Consider the following 15,337-nt stretch of genomic DNA (forward strand, 5'->3'; position numbering starts at 1 on the left):
CACCTTTTCAATTTTATGTTTGATGATGTACTGTTGAATGGTGATGCCTTTGACCTCCGAAAAAGTGTTAGCCAGATAGGTATAATTATAGCCTAGTTTATCGCTTATGTATTCAGAATAGTTTACTTTTGGAACTTCATCGGCATAGTGGATCATTTCTACAATGACACTCTTGATTTTCTCAATCAGGATACTTTTCTTGTCATCCAGCAGCTCCAACCCTGATTTACGCAGGTTTTCATTCAGCTGACGCTTCTGCTCTTCCGTAATATCCTCTAAGATTTCAACCATGCCCAAAGTAACGATAACGTAGTGCAAGCCTAGTTTCTTTAGCTCTTCCCTGACTACCATTTTGCACCGTAGACTGACCATATATTTGATATATAGCTTCATAACATCGGCTTTAAACCTTTCCTTAATGATGCTTAAAAGGGCATCATTAAATCAAGCTATCCCCCCCCTAATTGGACTGAAGCACATTTGACGGATCAAATTAGCCACAAGAGCTGAAAGGGGTTCGAAAATGATTGACTTGCGATAGGAAGAAATGGCAACCGTATTGCTGCGGTATTGTGCTTTATAAAGCTGGGAACAATGAGAAATCATGGCACTGCCCCAGATACAGAAAGGATTGACTATGGCAGCCCAGGCACTGTTTTTGATTCTATCAAACCGAGTAGAACCCTAAAGCAGAAACCCTAATAGCTACAACTATTAATTTAAACAAAAATGCCCAATAAAGCAAGGGTAATGGCTCTGAGCATATATTTAAGAGTGGTTTATGGTTCTGACTAAGAGCATGTTTGCTGTGGCTAGACCGAGTTACTTGCTAGTTTTTTTAGCTCTAAAACTCTTGCTGATGCTGAGCCTTACACCGTCAGGCAATTCCGGCTCAACCCACTAGTCCAAAACAATCCACTAACCCTCTGAACAGCCGAAAAACCGACCGTCATCGTTCATAAGTCTTTGATCTTCAGTATTAAGATTGCTTGCAACCCTGCTATTGCCAACAACCCTGTATTTTTTTTGCTACTGCCAACCGCTAATCACAGCGCCCATGAGCATGAGGGTCAGCGCCCAATAGCCGGCATGTATCCAGATGTACTTCCAGGGGCGGCGCTCGAACTGTGCGATGATAGCGATAATAGGGAAAGCAAAGGTGATCCCGGTCATCAAGCCGTGGAGCGCACCATGCTTGAAGGTGCGGAAGTTGTCACCGTACGCAGCCATGAACGCCTCAATGTAGCGCATAATCTCCGAGCCTTCCTCCCCGAAGCCTGGTTCATTGGCCAAAGCAGAGAAGATGTGCCCCTGATGTACGACAAGAAAACTTAGAGTAAAGGAGGCCAGCAGGCCGAAAACGTAGGTCAGCCCAAAAATAACCAGCATATTCCCATTTTGCACCTGCTCTTCAGTGACTCCGCTTACCTGCATCCAGGCTTTGCCCAGTACTTTGGGGTTGTACCAAATGGCGCCGACGACCAACGGTATGAGGGCACTTACGGCGATTGCTATCCAGTTAATTTCCATTGTGTTTAGGTTTTAGAGCTTGAAAGATAGACAAAACCACAGTTCCCTGTACTTTTTTTCAAAAAAAGGCAAACCGGTGCGAACTATTTCAGCGTGCAAACATTTAATGTTTAAACACTAAATTAATCGACTATGACTTACAAAGAAAAAGCACAGGATATTTACAACATGCTCGGTCAGGGCAAATTGATGGACGCTTTTGAGAAGTACTATGCAGAGGGCGTCATCATGGAAGAGCCGACGGGCAAGCGTGTGGGCAAAGCGAAATGCCGGGAGTACGAGGAGCAGTTCCTCAACAACGTACAGGAGTTTCATGACCTGCAGGTACACAGCTTAACTTCAGACGAAGAAAACGGGATCACGACTGTTGAAAACATGATGGAAGTGACCTTCAAGGATGGCAACCGCGTTCAGATGGAGCAGGTGGCTGTACAGAAATGGGAAGGTGACCAGATCGTGCACGAGCGTTTTTACTATAACGCTGGTTAGATTTTTTCTTAAGCTATACCGACGACGAAGTGGTTTGGGGTGCAAACCTGCTTCATGTCGGCATACCTGTGCCGATGCATATCGGTAAACTCGTGCGTCGGGTTTGTGCCTAACGCCCAAACCCCTCCGTTCCGAGTTTAGACGCAAAGGTAATGTTTTGGGTGGCTGCCTGTAATGATGTGGGCAGCCATTGTTTTATCTGGTTTTCCGATTTTCACCTGAGATTATTGCCATCCCGCTTCGTTGGCGTAAGTCTCGTAGCTTACGGGAGCTGTATAATCAAATACAATTCCATTTTTAGTTTCGTAAGCCAGGGACGATAGGGAAAGTAAAGGCTCAAAATCTTCTTCCGGGTCAATCTGCGAGGGCGATTCCAAAACACTAAGAAAAAACGCCTGCCCCCTGGCGAATACTGCCGCGCGAACGTATAAAAACCCATCTTCGGAGATCCGGCTGTTTGGATAAGCCGCTTCAGCATGCGCCCTGGTATCCAGTAAAAACAGCTTTTCTGCCAGATAGTCCTCAAACAAGTAGATATCACTGTTTGGCCGTTGTGCCAAAGCAGCCACCGCTGGCTTAAGTACCTCACTCCTGGTTTTGGCATCCCAATCAAGCAAATCGATAATTGACCAGAAGTGCTCTTCTTTAAATGCAGGGGTACTGTCCATATCAACCACCTGAATGTACAGCCGGGCATGGCTGGGGTGTTTCTCCTTTAGGTCTTTCAGGAACTGCTCGTCTACTTCAGATAGTGGGACACTTATTTTGGTTGTCATTGATCCGGAATTGATACCCTCAATATAAAGAGAAATAACTACTTACTTAAGCAAAGCGTTCTAGGGCAAACGCACCAAACTAAGTTTTCATGAAAACGGGCGATGAAGGCTCTCGGGCATGGTGATTTAGTTTGTTCTTCGCCTCAAGCCGGCGGGCTTTCACTTTTTGCATCGCCCAAAAAGTGAACAAAAACGCTAGAAATTCGCAAACTCCTCCGTCGAACATGCAATTTCGGCAGCCGCCACCCGCTCTTACGTGTTCCACGACATGTTCCAAGCGTGCTCCAATCGCGTTCAAATTTTGGTGCGTTTGCCCTAAAAGCGTTCTGTCCGGCTTTTTTCTACAGAAGAGGCTTCTCCGCATCCCAGATACTGGCTTCTCTAGTCGCCTTCGCTGCCGTTCCCTTAGGCAAAACTAATCACTGTTTCACCAAATAAACCCCACTCAAAATCAGCCCCATACCCACAAAGTGAATCACAGAAATCACCTCTCCGTCCAGAAAGCCCCAGGAAACCGCCACCACAGGCACCAGGTAGCTGATCATAGAGGCAAATACCGGAGTGGTACGCTTGATGAGCTGGAAGAAAATCAGAGAGGCGAGCACGGTGCCCATGATGCTGAGCAGCGCAACGTAGCCCAGTGCTTCCCAGGCACCGGTGGTGTTTTCCAGTTTGGGCAGCACATCGGTCTGAAAGAGGTAGGCAAAAGCCGGGATGCCCACGATGGTGAAAGAAGTAGCACTGATGATGAGCGACTTCATCTCCTTCAGGTACTTCGCAATGGTATTGGAATTGATGGCGTAGCAGATGCAGCCGACGATTACCAGCAGCCCGTACCAGGGGTTGCCCTCCATGCCCGCCTCCCGGCTGAAAAGGATGAGCGTAGCCGCTCCTGCCAGTCCGATGAGTACCCCCAAGAGCTTAAGCCAGCGCGCCTTTGCCCCGAATAACAGCACACCCAGGACGAGCGTGAACAAAGGCACCAAAGAGTTGAGCACGCCCGCCATGGAACTGCTGATCTCTGTCTGAGCAATGGCGAACATAAAGGCCGGGATAGCCGTACCCGTGAGTCCCACAATAACCAAAAACGGCCAGCGCGACCAGTCCACCTTCCGGAACTGATAAAGCAGGAAAGGCAGGAAGCACAGGGCAGAGATCGCCAGGCGCAGGCAAGCCACCTCCGTGCTGGAGTAGACCACCAGTCCTTTTTTGATGAGGATGTAAGAACTGCCCCAGATCAGGCTAAGGGTAACGAGGATAATCCAGCTCATCAGATCAGGCCGGCCGTCCTGTTCGATTGTTGCTTTGGGTGAAGTGGGCGTTGCGTTCAAAATTTACGATCTTTGTTTTCTGATGCAGACCACTAAAAAACCAGAGCCAGGATCAAAAGTTGTGACGATGGAGGAGGAACCGCTCAAAGAAGATATGCCTACCCGCCTGCAGCACCTCAAGCAGCGGGCGAAAAGCGATAAGCGGGCGAATAAAAAGTATTTCCAAAAGCTAAGGAAGAAGCCGCCCCGGCAGTTGGACGCTACCGTTGCCCAACTGCACGATGAGGTGTTTGAAGATACCGACTGCCTGCGATGCGCCAACTGCTGCAAGTCGGCCAGCCCCATATTCCGCGACCGCGATATTGAGCGCATCGCCAGCCATTTGAAAATGCGCCCTGCCGAATTCGTGGACCAGTACCTGCACCTGGATGACGAAGGCGACTACGTCCTCAATGAAACGCCTTGCCCTTTTCTCGGTAGCGATAACTACTGCTCCATTTACGAGTACCGCCCCAAGGCCTGCGCCGAATACCCGCACACCAACCACAAGGGCTTCCACCAGATTTTGGATTTGACGCTGAAGAATACGACGATCTGCCCGGCGGCTTATGAGGTGGTGAAGCGGTTGCGGGAGGTGCTGCCGGCGTAACAAGTTTTTCGGAAAAACAGGCGGACCTGCCCGCCCAAGCTATTTACGATTGTTTTCGGGGACCTGGAGCCTTCGCAACTGGGTTGGCAAAGCAGTTAGAGGCACCGCCTGCCAATTACGGCCATCATTGAGCACAGCCACACCATGCCCAAAGTAGGCCACCCGGCGAAGTTTTCGGCCGGTACCCTGAAAAGCATATCGATCTAACACTTGCCCCTTATGCCGGTCAATTTCATAAAGTACCTGGTCAGATCCACCAATTAGGTAAGTGGCCTCAGGGGCATGGAAAACCCGGCCCGGCGTACCAGCTATAGGCGATGACCACTGCAACTTCCCGGTGGAGGCAGCAATCGCGTACAATTTTTCATCTTCACAAGCCAGAAAAAGGTTGTCACCATGCAAGGTCAGGCGTGAAGTGAGCAACCCATGCGGCAAGGTTACCCTCCATACTATTTTCTCATTGGCCAAATCAAAGGAGACGACATCCTGGCTGGCTACCCACCAGGAATGCTTCCCGGCGACAACCGGCGGCAAACTAGGCCCTCTGCCTTGTTCATTATCCGGATAAATGGTATGGCGCACTGCCGCGGCTGATTGCTCTTGCTTCCAAAGCAACAGATAGCTTTCGGTAAGCCCCCGGGGCTCATAATCGATCACCGGGCTAACCAAGCCACTATCACGCCCGTCAAAAAAAGGCACCGGCGACCGCATAAGGCAGCGGGAAGCTTTGCTTACCGGGCTCATGAGCAGCAGGCTATCCCTGCCGGAATCCAGGTCAAAGCGTATCCATTCAAAGGCGCTGTCACTCGTTGCAACATAGGAACGATATACGAATTGACCATCCCCGAATACGTGAGAGTCCCCTGACCTGCTGCGCCGGCTTTGCCAAAGTATTTCCCCGGTTTTGGGTGACAGGCAAATCAGTTCCCGCCCAACCGGAAGTACCAGGTAGCGCTCGTCCAGGTAGGGCTGAAAGTTGTAGTAGACCTGCTTGAATAGAGTATCAGAAAGCGACCAGGCTTCCTCACCGCTGCGCAAATCAATCGCCTTAATGCAGGGCTCCGAATCGCAACTTGACGACAGGATGAGCAACTGCTCCCAATTCAAAGGGTAAAACTCAAAATGACCGGAACAGGGCACCACCCAGCTTTCCTGCAAGACGGAGGAACAGCCTGACAAGCTTATCAGCAGCCCCCAAACTACAATCAGGTAGCGCATAAGTCAGATATCCAATCAAATATTATTGTTTAGGCACAGCAAAAGCCGGCCCTGCTGCTCCGTCGAAAAGTTCTTGTAAAGCATGATTCAGCGTCCCTTCAGAAGACTGGCCGGACAGGGCCGTTTCCTGAAAGTGGTTGTGCTCTTCCAAATGATAAACGTGCGCTGCGCCGTCCAGCATTTGCTCAGATTTGAGTAGCAGCCCATCGTTTTCTTCCGGCAGGTAGACCGTAACGGTTTGCGTAGGCGGATCGTCCATGCAATCCTCTACACAATTGCCAAAAACAGATAAGCCCGGAAAGCCGGTAAATTGCTCCTGACAGTACTGTATGCAAAGCGCCTGAGAGGCTTCCGGCAGCAGTGGTACCTCTTCTGTGCCTACTTCTACAGTGCCATACTCTATCAGCCCAAACTGCCATTCGGAAGCCAGCAATTGATGAGACAGCTCACAGCGCAGTATCCGCGCCAGCTCCTGATCGGCCTCCCGCTGTGCCTCAATATCTTCAATGATCGCGCTTCGTTCTGCCACTACCCAGTCTCCATATGCGGAAAGTACCGTACCCGGAGACGGGGTTCCACCTTCGGCAAACTCTCCTACAATCTCACCAAATGCGCTCAGCGCCCTACCGAAGAAACCGCTTACGGTACTGATCAGCCCCAATATTTCCAGGTCTGTCTCATAGTCTTTTCTTGCCCTTTCCATGGCCTCCGCGGCACAGCTTGTGATAGGAGTGCTCCACGGATTATTCGATGTGCGGGAGTCCATGAGGCTCATTAATGACAGCTCCTCCACACTGCCCCACAGAATGGCGAAAGGAATTTCAGGGGGTGGTGGGTTATCATTTAAATAATTTATCTGCGAGCTGCTATTCGCCATTTGGTTGAATACATCCACACTGCTAGTGGAGAGGGCGTTGATCCAAGTTTCAAAAATGCCTAAAGCATTGCAGTCGTCGCAATCTTGCATAGCCTGGACAGATTGAGCATTTTCAAGTATCAACTGGGCACGAGTCTTGGCATCAGGAATTTGGCGGTATGTAGCCATCCTGACCGCCGAAGAGCCTTGATTGGGCACCCCGTCAAGAATCATGGCAGACAAGCTATTGTCCCGGTTGGCCAATTCCCGCAATACTAGACCACCGAAATCGTGCGCAATGCCGAGTACATTACTCCTATTGTCTAGCATGGGCTCCATCTGTATAGCAGCGGTAGGGCTTGTCGGTATATCAAAGTCCCTGACGCCTAAACTTAAGTCATATTCCTGGCTACCGGCTGAATTTGTGGAAACCAAGTCTACAAAATCGTAATTGTAAAAGTCGCGCATGGCGTTTGGGGTACCTCGCCATCCCTTGGATGTCGTGGTCGTTGCACCATCCAGCCAAATCGTATTGCGCTGCCCAAGCGCCCAACCCGGCAAGAGCAGCAGCGTTAAGGCAAAAGTATTGAGTAGTTTGTTGTTCTTCATGATTACAGGTTTTTCTCCAATTCAAAATTGCGAAATTGGGCGGTCTTCCAAACGCCCATGCGTACTCCATTCCGTGGGGCATCGTAGAAAGTGACAAAACGGTGAGCGGTAAGCACGGCAGGCTCCCCTGGCTCGAAGACATAGTCGGACAAAGTCTCTAACTGCCCTTCTGCATCGTAGTGTGCCCGTGCGCGAATGCGCTGCTGTGCTTTGTCCAGGTAAAAGACCGTCCGGCGGGCATCCTCAAACTCGTGAGCCAGCTCGACAATATTGTTATCCTGACTATTGACGGATACGTCGAAACCTGCCTCATCAAACCCCTCTATCATATAGTCAAATTCCTCCCCCGAAAGCATGGTGCCTTCGGATAACTCATCCGCTATGCGTTGGAAATACATAGCGGTCTCAGCCCCCTGAAAACAGTGACTTATGATTTCGCCCTCAGCGTTGTAGGACGTACTCGCCCCTCCCTCAATCACAATGCGCTGAGGCTGGTACTTTTTTGGCATAACCGGACCGCCAATGCGAGGCTCAGGGTAGCTGGGCATGCCCTCCAGGTCCATCCGCTGAATCTCTCCGTCTATAGTGCCATCTCTGTTTATAAACTGCTTTACACGGCTGCCTTCCACAATGGGAGAAGCCAGTGCCCGCTCGCCCGGGCTGAGCAATTCGGCATCGTCCGGGTTTTCAGGGATAAGAAAGGTAGAAACAATTACATCATAGCTTAGTGCTATCGCAGCTGATTCAGGCAGCTCTGTACCCGATCTTTTGCTGTCAGCTTCACCACTAAGGTGCTCCTTTTGACAGCTTACTGCAATGCCAAGCAGAAAGGCGAGCACCAGCAGATGAGCTGTTCTCCTGCTATATTTTGAAAAATACATATATCCAAAGGTATGGTTAAATGCCGTACACAACTGTTAGAGAGGCACGCCTACGGTTCAATATTGCTTGGGCGTTAAATTGCCATGTAGCCTCTAAATCATTTAGGAATAAATTACGAAAATTCATTACACAAATATAAAAAGATAACTTGGGACAGTTTGGGACAGTTTGGGACAGGTTAAAGTCTATCGATCTCCGCACAACTCTGCTCTAGGCAGGTTTCCTGAGAGGAGGAGGTCCAAGCACTTCATAAATCAGCTTTAAGTCTTCATGTTTAACCAAACCTGGTGCCAGCACTATACCTGCCTTATTCAGCCACCTGTACAAGGTCTTTCGGCTAATACCGTACTCTTCTGCAATTTGCTTTCTCGTCTTGGGTGGAAATCCGGTGGGTTCTGGCTTCATAAATACAGGTCTTTAAGCGTCTTCACCCTTAAATATAAAACAAAAATCTGATTTCCAAAGCATTACATCACCGCTAGTAGGGCAAACGCACCGAATAAATTTTTCATGAAAACGGGCGAAAAGATGCTGAAGCGAAGCGATTTTGACTGGGCTTCACCTCAAGCCGGGCCCGTATGGGTGAGGCTCTTCCTTTTTTCATCGCGAAAAAAGGAAGCAAAAACGCTAGAAATTCGCAAACTCCTCCGTCGAACATGCAACTTCGGCAGCCGCCACCCGCTCTTACGTGTTCCGCGACATGTTCCAACCGTGCTCCAGTCACATTCATATTTTGGTGCGTTTGCCCTATTCTAAATCAAATCTTTTCAGATACTCGCTCAAAGGTTCCAACCCTATTTCTAACCTCCTGTAATCAACAGAGTCGGGATTTTCAATAGGGTGCAGTTCGCCATTTACAATTTGACTGCCATATACCTGTTTATAGTCGTTGAAAACCAGTAACCGGTCGGTCACTAAAACCAATCTTTCAGGGTGCAGATCACCGGATTGGACTAACCCTTCAATGTACCGGTAATAATAAGCCATCTGTTCCTTCTCATTATGCTGTATCATCGACCAAAATACCTTGACGCTTCTTTCTCCATGTTCCTCCAAAGTTGGAAGGCCACAGTCTTTCTCTATGGACGCTATTATTAATCTCAGGAAGTCAAAAAAATCTAATGTGTCAGGAGGAGTTGTATCGAGAAGGTTCTTGATCTCTTCAGTTTCCAGCCTGTAGAGATCGTCAATGATAAACTCTAAACTATCACAATTAATAGAAACAAGAGGAACCTTGTCGCCAGGATGGTAACCAATGTTTTTAATCAGAATGGCTAAAATATTATCCTTATACGTTGCGGGCCGAATTACAACGCTTCGAATGTTATGACTTTCATCCACATAGTAGTCAGCAGCCCACTCCCCTCTTTTAAAGCGCTCTAGTTCGCTAGCCGTGGCTTTGTCGCGATCGGTTGTCTCGAATGCTGCATTATCTAATGACCAGCGTTGATTTTCCTTCAGCTCTAATATTTCATCTCTCGATAGCTTCATTAGAGGTTCTTTGCCTCTCTGTGAACAGCCTGCCAGGGATAGGCTCATAAGAACAATAAAGAAGTAAATAAGACGGATTGTGGTGTTTAAATTTGAGTCCATAGGTTTATGTTTTACTATACGATATTCATTATCCGGATCATAGCAGCATGGCATTTCATATTTTGGTGTTAAAGCGGACATCCACTTTGGCTTCCCCCAGATTCTGGATTCGACACAAGTCTACACTATTACCTGCTTTCCAGGTTTCTGGTTCTTTGATTGTATACCTCTAGTTGCCCCTCCGAAAGATGTATTTCGATTTCTTTCAGGTACTTTTTCCTTACGCTGATGTCCACTTGATGATGAAGTACAAGCCAGACAACATCGACCAGTTCATGGCCAACTTGATGGGTTCCCGGATATCCGTGATGCGTTAGGACAGTGTCAATTCTGAGCAGGTTAATCGAGTCTAGCCGGGATTGCAGGCTCCACATTTGCTCACGGTCTTTTTCTGAGAAATCCAGCCTTTGATCTCCAAGCTGAGCCCGGTATTTCTGATCGTCCTCCAGGGCTTGCGACAGTATTTCTATCAGATCAGGGATCAGTAATGAGGAGTCTAGTTTAGGGCGGCTATTTCGGTAGGCTTCTTCTTCAAGTGTTTCTTTTTGATCGAATTTTTCATAGGCATCTTCGCCAAGCATTTTAAGACAAAGGTTAAAAACCTCGTAAAATCGGGCAGTATCCGCTTTGTAAGGGTTTTGATAAAAACCATGATTTACCGCCATTCTGTTCATATCGAAGATGGACTCACAATGGTTTACATTGTTTTGCACTGCATTTTTGAAGTGTTTGTAAACAAGTTCATTCGGAGCCTTCAGGTTAGCCAATTGGAATGCTACCTGAAAGTCATCCCCCTCTTCATACGCCTGTAGCAGCTTCACTTTAAATTCTTCACAGGATGAGACACTAAGTGCTTCCGGACAATTAGGGATGTATGGTTTAGGTGGACTGCAACCTACTAACAGGATGCAGAGGAGGCAGGAACGAGTACAATTTAGTGCATTGAATTTCAGCTTCATAAAAAGGTCTTGAAATCATTTCCTAATGAGGCAGACAAATGTCTCCAAATCAAGTTCTCGTTAAATATCCCTTTTTTCTCACCATTGTCTAATAACTGCCCCAGCAAAGTATCAACCGCAGCAGCCACCGGAACAGCAGGGTCCGTTTTCAATTTGGCGCCCTGGAACACCTCAACAATATGCCCGGTTTGATCTACCACTATGGTACTCGGATAGCCCAATATCATCCTGAAGCGATCTTTGATGATTGCTTCAGCATCGGGCACTTGGTTGAAGTGAAAGGGTTTTGAATCCAGCACTTTTTGTACTTCAGCTTTGGCATCCCTCGTCAGGGCTATAAAGTTGACTTCCCCATTTCCATACTTGTCCACCAACTGATTGAGTTGCGGGATTTCTGCGATGCAGGGGGCACATTTCTTGAACCAGAAGTTGATCACCGTCACCTTCCCTCTCAAACGGGAGGCACTAACCTTCCTGCCATCGATATCGACTGCCTCAAAATCAGGTAATGGAGCACCAATCAGGCATTTCACATCAAACCCTGAATAAACAACACCTGTTTCGCCGGTTCCAACGACTTCGAATGTACTGGTTTGTACATTCTGCAGGCAGGTTTCGAGGTGATTTTCATAGGAGGTAGAAGTTTGACAGGATATTAATGTCAATAAAAGAATAGCTGTTGTTAATGCACTCAAGCGAATGTTACTAAAGCAGGAAACCATTAGCCCGATTGACGCGAGTAATATTAGGTTTAAAGCGTTTCTTTTCATTTTTATTTTTTCAGGCTCATGCTCTTTGTAGATAGAAACTTAAAAGCAAAATTATTCCTCTTTTAGAGTTTCTAAAGAAACGCCCAACTTGATCAAATAATCCTTTAAGGGCTCCAATCCTACCCTTCTACGTCTTTCATCAACGTTCTCAATATCTTTAACCGGGTATGGCTTAGGCGGGTTAACGCTGTTGTCTATTTGCGTGCCATACAATTGCATTTTACCCTGACGAACAAGCACTCGATCGCTAAGTAAGGCTAAATGTTTAGGTTGAGATTCCCCATTCTCAACTGAAGCACTAAGGGTAGGAAGGTACTGTTGTTGTTTTTCAAGTTTAGCATGTTGGATGATAATCCATGCTGCTTGATTAGCCTTTATGCCAACCTTGGAAATACCAGGCCACCCATGCGCTTTAATGATGGCTTCCAAACGTATCAGATTTAGACTGTCTTTTTCTTGTACAATAAGCTGGAATGCTCGATATTCGGCTTTACTAATGCTATTTGTCGTATCAATGCAACCACTCACATTACGAACTACCTGATCTAGTGCATACATTGCTTCCAGTTCCGCTTTGAGTCTATTATTAATACCATCTATCCGGGAGTTGACAGACTTTTCTATACCTGGCCATTTGGGATGAGCTTGAAGATCATTGTACTTGGAAAAGTAGGCTAAATACTTTGCATCATCCAGACCGAAATGGGCAGCCTGCTCTAAATAATTGATCGCTAAGTCTACTTTGTTGACCTTAGCAGCCGCAATTGCAGGGTTGATGTAGGAGAGCGGATGATTGGGTTCATAAATCTCAAATGCATTAGCGTATGCATTCAAAGCCCCTTGATACTCTTCAACTTGCATCAAAGAGTCTCCTTGTTGATAAGACAAGGTGAAACTTTGTGATTGTCCTCTTTCTACAATCAACATTAAAACAAAGGCAATGAGAAAAAACGGAAATGTTTTCATAGAGATATACAGATTTAGGCAACCTACAGCTTGCCATTTAGCGCAAGGTTAAAGGAATCAAGAGCGGGCTGATAATACTGCCAGAACGTATAGAAAAATCCAAATTAAGTTTTGAAAAAGCAATGGGAACCGGGGGGGGGAGTTCATAGAGCGCAGGATTTAAGAACTATAAAATAGTAAAAACTCAATTTAATCGAATATTTTGAAAGTTGCAATGTCAGCCGAAAATATTAACACTTCCCGAAAGCACATAGCTAAACTCCCTCCACCGCCCAATCCACAATCCCCTTCTGCGCAGTTGAAAAGCTGACGCCCACGCCAATCTTCTCCTTAGGGCTATCCGCGTAGGCCGACAGGTAGCCTTTCTCCCGGATTTGCTGTAGGGCTTCTGCCACCGGCCGGTCGAGCTTGAACTCGAAGGCGTAGAGATAATCGGCGGTTTCTACAAGGGCATCGCAGCGGCCGCGGGCGGTGTGGACTTCGGAGCGGGTGTAGGCACCCAGAAGACTGAAGGTAAGGTGGATGAGCGCATGGTAAAAGTGCTCATTCTCTTTTTGCCAGTGCTCGTAGGGGATTTCGGCGAAAGCGGCATTGAGGATTTCCACCACAGCCTCTAAATCCCGATGGCGCAACGCTTGCAGGATATTAACGACCCTGGGCAGCGCACCCTGTGGCGGATAGTCCATGTATTCGCTCATGAGGAGCTGCTCCAAAGAGGAGCGCACTTCACGGTTTGGGTAATCAAGTGTATAGATGAGCAGTTCAGAGTCGTAATCACGGATGGTTAAATAGCCGGTCTGAAACAGTACGCTAATAGGGTTTAAGCGCGCGTAATCAAAATTGACCAGGTCATTAATGGCGGTCTGAAAGCCCGACATGTTGTAAAAGCGGTGCTTGCGCATTTCCCGCACCAGAAACGTCGGCGTGCCCGTCTCAAACCAGTAGTTCTGGTACTGCCCGCTCTGTAAAAAACGCAGGATGGAAAACGGGTTGTACAGGCGCTCCTCCCCGCCCCAGCTGTAGCCATTGTACCACTCGCGTACCTTGCTGCGGTCGTAGGCCTGCATCGGGGCTTCAAAAACCGTGTCCAGCTCTTCCTGTGTGATGCCCAGCAAGGTGTAGCCCTGAGGGGAAAGGGTGATGTTGGACAGGTTGTTAAGGTCCGAAAAGATGCTCACCTTGCTGAAGGCGGACACCCCGGTCAGGAACAGGAACTCGATATAAGGGTCAGCGTCTTTGAGCACCGAGTACAGCCACTTCAGGGTATCCCTGTTTTCTTCCGCCTTAGGGATATCGTCCAGGTAATCGATGATGGGTTTATCATATTCGTCAATCAAGATCACCACCTTCTGCCCGTAGGTATTATAAGCCTCCCTGATCAGCCAGCTCAAGATATGGCTATGGCCTACCTTAGAGCTGTCAAGGCCCAGCCGCGCAGCTTCCTCCCTCAGCCCTATCTCAAGTGCCTCCTTAAGGGAATGCTGCTTGTACCCAAAACTAGCAAACTTCAGCCAAACGACCGGCCGAAGCGCCGCCTCCCAATCCCAATGCGCATGTATCCATAAATCCCGGAATAGCGCTTCCTGACCAGTATACAGTTCGTACAGTGTAGACAACAGGAGCGACTTGCCGAAGCGGCGCGGGCGGGACAAAAAGAAGTACTTCCCCTCTGAAACCAGGTCGTGAATTTGCCTGGTCTTGTCCACGTATACATATCCGCCCTCACGGATTTCCCTGAAACTCTGTATGCCGATAGGGTACTTCATGGGGGTAAGATACAGCCTTTTGGAGTGGATACGCAAGGGGCGGCAACCAGAAGTACGCCAAAGTCGCCTCTTATGGACAGCGCTTCCCCAAATCCTGGATTTAACGCTGAAGAATACGGCGATCTGCCCGGCCTCTTATGAGGTGGTGAAGCGGTTGCGGGAGGCGCTGCCGGTTTAAAATTTCTTCTGATTTTTGTTGCGCTTCGGAAAGGAGAACTATGTATAACTAGGGTATATCTCACCCAGTAACTATACCAAAGCAGAGCAAATACCAAGTCAAAGCTTTACTCGCATGCTACCGGCTCTTTTTGCTTTAGCATTTCCGATAAGGTTTCTCCCTGCACAACCTCTGATTCGATGGCTAAGTCTTTGACAAACTGAAGCAGGTTTGCCTTTGTCTGCCTGCATAGTTCATTCGTACGGAGCATGATCGCTATTGACTTAGCAATTAGGTTTGGAGGAAGGTTGCCCTTTTGTATTTCTTTCTGTAGCAGCCCCTTGGTTTTCTTGTCAAAAAAAATCGGTGGTGGCTTAAATGAGGATTTTAAAACATGTGATTCATGATGAAAGAACCGATTACTGCGTCATGAATAATTTCGGATTTCGAAAAGCAGATCGTTTTTCTATTCAATCTTTTGACCCTAGTCCTCAAGTCTAAATTCTTCCTCTCAATCCGTTTTGTATTAATTTTCCCAACAATATGGATTGGGGCAAATTTAATTTTACTGTAACTGCCCCAATTATCTGTGTATAAGATATCAATCAATTTTTTCGGCAGTAAATTTATTAACTTTTGGTACACTTCGTCAGTCCTGGGGCCGAAGATAAATGCAATGACTTTTCGGGTTGTTTTTTCGATAATATACCAGCAATTCTCAATTTAAATATCATTCCGATAATGAGCGCGTCTGTTTAACTTTGCGGGATGGAAAAAGTAGTAAGCAAAGAATCATTGAGCTGCTTTGACAGCCTTTATCACGGAGTGATTTCCCGTTTGTTTAAC

Annotated in this window: 16 protein-coding genes; 2 read left to right on the forward strand and 14 right to left on the reverse strand. The window is 47.5% G+C overall.

Annotation, left to right across the window (positions count from 1 at the left end; translation table 11 throughout):
- A partial coding sequence (locus RIC19_RS23895; protein ID WP_350180908.1) for an AraC family transcriptional regulator occupies positions 1 to 393 on the reverse strand: 393 nt, incomplete at its 3' end.
- 636 nt (positions 394 to 1,029) lie between these two features.
- Positions 1,030 to 1,530, reverse strand: coding sequence for a DUF1761 domain-containing protein (locus tag RIC19_RS23900; RefSeq protein ID WP_350180909.1), 501 nt, complete (start codon positions 1,528 to 1,530; stop codon positions 1,030 to 1,032).
- A 132-nt stretch (positions 1,531 to 1,662) separates the two neighbouring features.
- Here RIC19_RS23900 and RIC19_RS23905 point away from each other — a divergent pair, with 132 nt between their 5' ends.
- Positions 1,663 to 2,019: a nuclear transport factor 2 family protein gene (locus tag RIC19_RS23905; protein WP_350180910.1), complete on the forward strand. Its 357-nt coding sequence runs from the start codon at positions 1,663 to 1,665 to the stop codon at positions 2,017 to 2,019.
- 224 nt (positions 2,020 to 2,243) lie between these two features.
- Here the strand turns inward: RIC19_RS23905 and RIC19_RS23910 are convergent, their stop codons facing one another.
- Entirely contained in the window at positions 2,244 to 2,795 is a 552-nt protein-coding gene (locus RIC19_RS23910; protein WP_350180911.1) for a DUF4240 domain-containing protein, read from the reverse strand.
- Positions 2,796 to 3,214: 419 nt separating this feature from the next.
- Positions 3,215 to 4,126 carry a DMT family transporter gene (locus tag RIC19_RS23915; RefSeq protein ID WP_350180912.1) on the reverse strand — a complete coding sequence of 304 codons (912 nt, stop codon included), beginning with the start codon at positions 4,124 to 4,126 and terminating at the stop codon, positions 3,215 to 3,217.
- Between the two features lie 94 nt (positions 4,127 to 4,220).
- Between RIC19_RS23915 and RIC19_RS23920 the strand changes: the two genes are divergently transcribed.
- On the forward strand, positions 4,221 to 4,715 hold the full coding sequence (locus tag RIC19_RS23920; protein ID WP_350180922.1) for a YkgJ family cysteine cluster protein: 495 nt from the start codon (positions 4,221 to 4,223) through the stop codon (positions 4,713 to 4,715).
- A gap of 39 nt (positions 4,716 to 4,754) precedes the next feature.
- On the opposite strand, the gene RIC19_RS23925 is transcribed toward RIC19_RS23920, so the two are convergent.
- The 10 genes from RIC19_RS23925 to RIC19_RS23970 form a co-directional block, all read right to left on the reverse strand.
- Complete coding sequence (locus RIC19_RS23925; RefSeq protein WP_350180913.1) at positions 4,755 to 5,933, reverse strand: outer membrane protein assembly factor BamB family protein; 1,179 nt, start codon at positions 5,931 to 5,933, stop codon at positions 4,755 to 4,757.
- Between the two features lie 22 nt (positions 5,934 to 5,955).
- Entirely contained in the window at positions 5,956 to 7,398 is a 1,443-nt protein-coding gene (locus RIC19_RS23930; RefSeq protein WP_350180914.1) for a hypothetical protein, read from the reverse strand.
- A 2-nt stretch (positions 7,399 to 7,400) separates the two neighbouring features.
- On the reverse strand, positions 7,401 to 8,279 hold the full coding sequence (locus RIC19_RS23935; RefSeq protein WP_350180915.1) for a hypothetical protein: 879 nt from the start codon (positions 8,277 to 8,279) through the stop codon (positions 7,401 to 7,403).
- A gap of 211 nt (positions 8,280 to 8,490) precedes the next feature.
- Positions 8,491 to 8,685, reverse strand: coding sequence for a helix-turn-helix domain-containing protein (locus RIC19_RS23940; protein ID WP_350180916.1), 195 nt, complete (start codon positions 8,683 to 8,685; stop codon positions 8,491 to 8,493).
- Positions 8,686 to 9,027: 342 nt separating this feature from the next.
- Entirely contained in the window at positions 9,028 to 9,873 is an 846-nt protein-coding gene (locus RIC19_RS23945; protein WP_350180917.1) for a DUF6624 domain-containing protein, read from the reverse strand.
- A 128-nt stretch (positions 9,874 to 10,001) separates the two neighbouring features.
- Entirely contained in the window at positions 10,002 to 10,832 is an 831-nt protein-coding gene (locus RIC19_RS23950) for a hypothetical protein (RefSeq protein ID WP_350180918.1), read from the reverse strand.
- Positions 10,829 to 11,602 carry a TlpA family protein disulfide reductase gene (locus tag RIC19_RS23955; RefSeq protein WP_350180919.1) on the reverse strand — a complete coding sequence of 258 codons (774 nt, stop codon included), beginning with the start codon at positions 11,600 to 11,602 and terminating at the stop codon, positions 10,829 to 10,831. The genes RIC19_RS23950 and RIC19_RS23955 overlap by 4 nt, the downstream gene beginning before the upstream one ends.
- A 51-nt stretch (positions 11,603 to 11,653) precedes the next feature.
- Positions 11,654 to 12,568: a DUF6624 domain-containing protein gene (locus RIC19_RS23960; protein ID WP_350180920.1), complete on the reverse strand. Its 915-nt coding sequence runs from the start codon at positions 12,566 to 12,568 to the stop codon at positions 11,654 to 11,656.
- Positions 12,569 to 12,822: 254 nt separating this feature from the next.
- Positions 12,823 to 14,334: a PD-(D/E)XK nuclease domain-containing ATP-binding protein gene (locus tag RIC19_RS23965; protein WP_350180921.1), complete on the reverse strand. Its 1,512-nt coding sequence runs from the start codon at positions 14,332 to 14,334 to the stop codon at positions 12,823 to 12,825.
- Between the two features lie 544 nt (positions 14,335 to 14,878).
- The gene (locus tag RIC19_RS23970) at positions 14,879 to 15,214 is read right to left on the reverse strand and encodes an IS1 family transposase (RefSeq protein ID WP_350180923.1); all 336 of its coding nucleotides are present in this window, start codon (positions 15,212 to 15,214) and stop codon (positions 14,879 to 14,881) included.
- Between the last annotated feature and the right edge of the window lie 123 nt (positions 15,215 to 15,337).

Origin of the sequence: Phaeodactylibacter sp. (assembly GCF_040219495.1) — a bacterium.
Taxonomy (GTDB): domain Bacteria; phylum Bacteroidota; class Bacteroidia; order Chitinophagales; family Saprospiraceae; genus Phaeodactylibacter.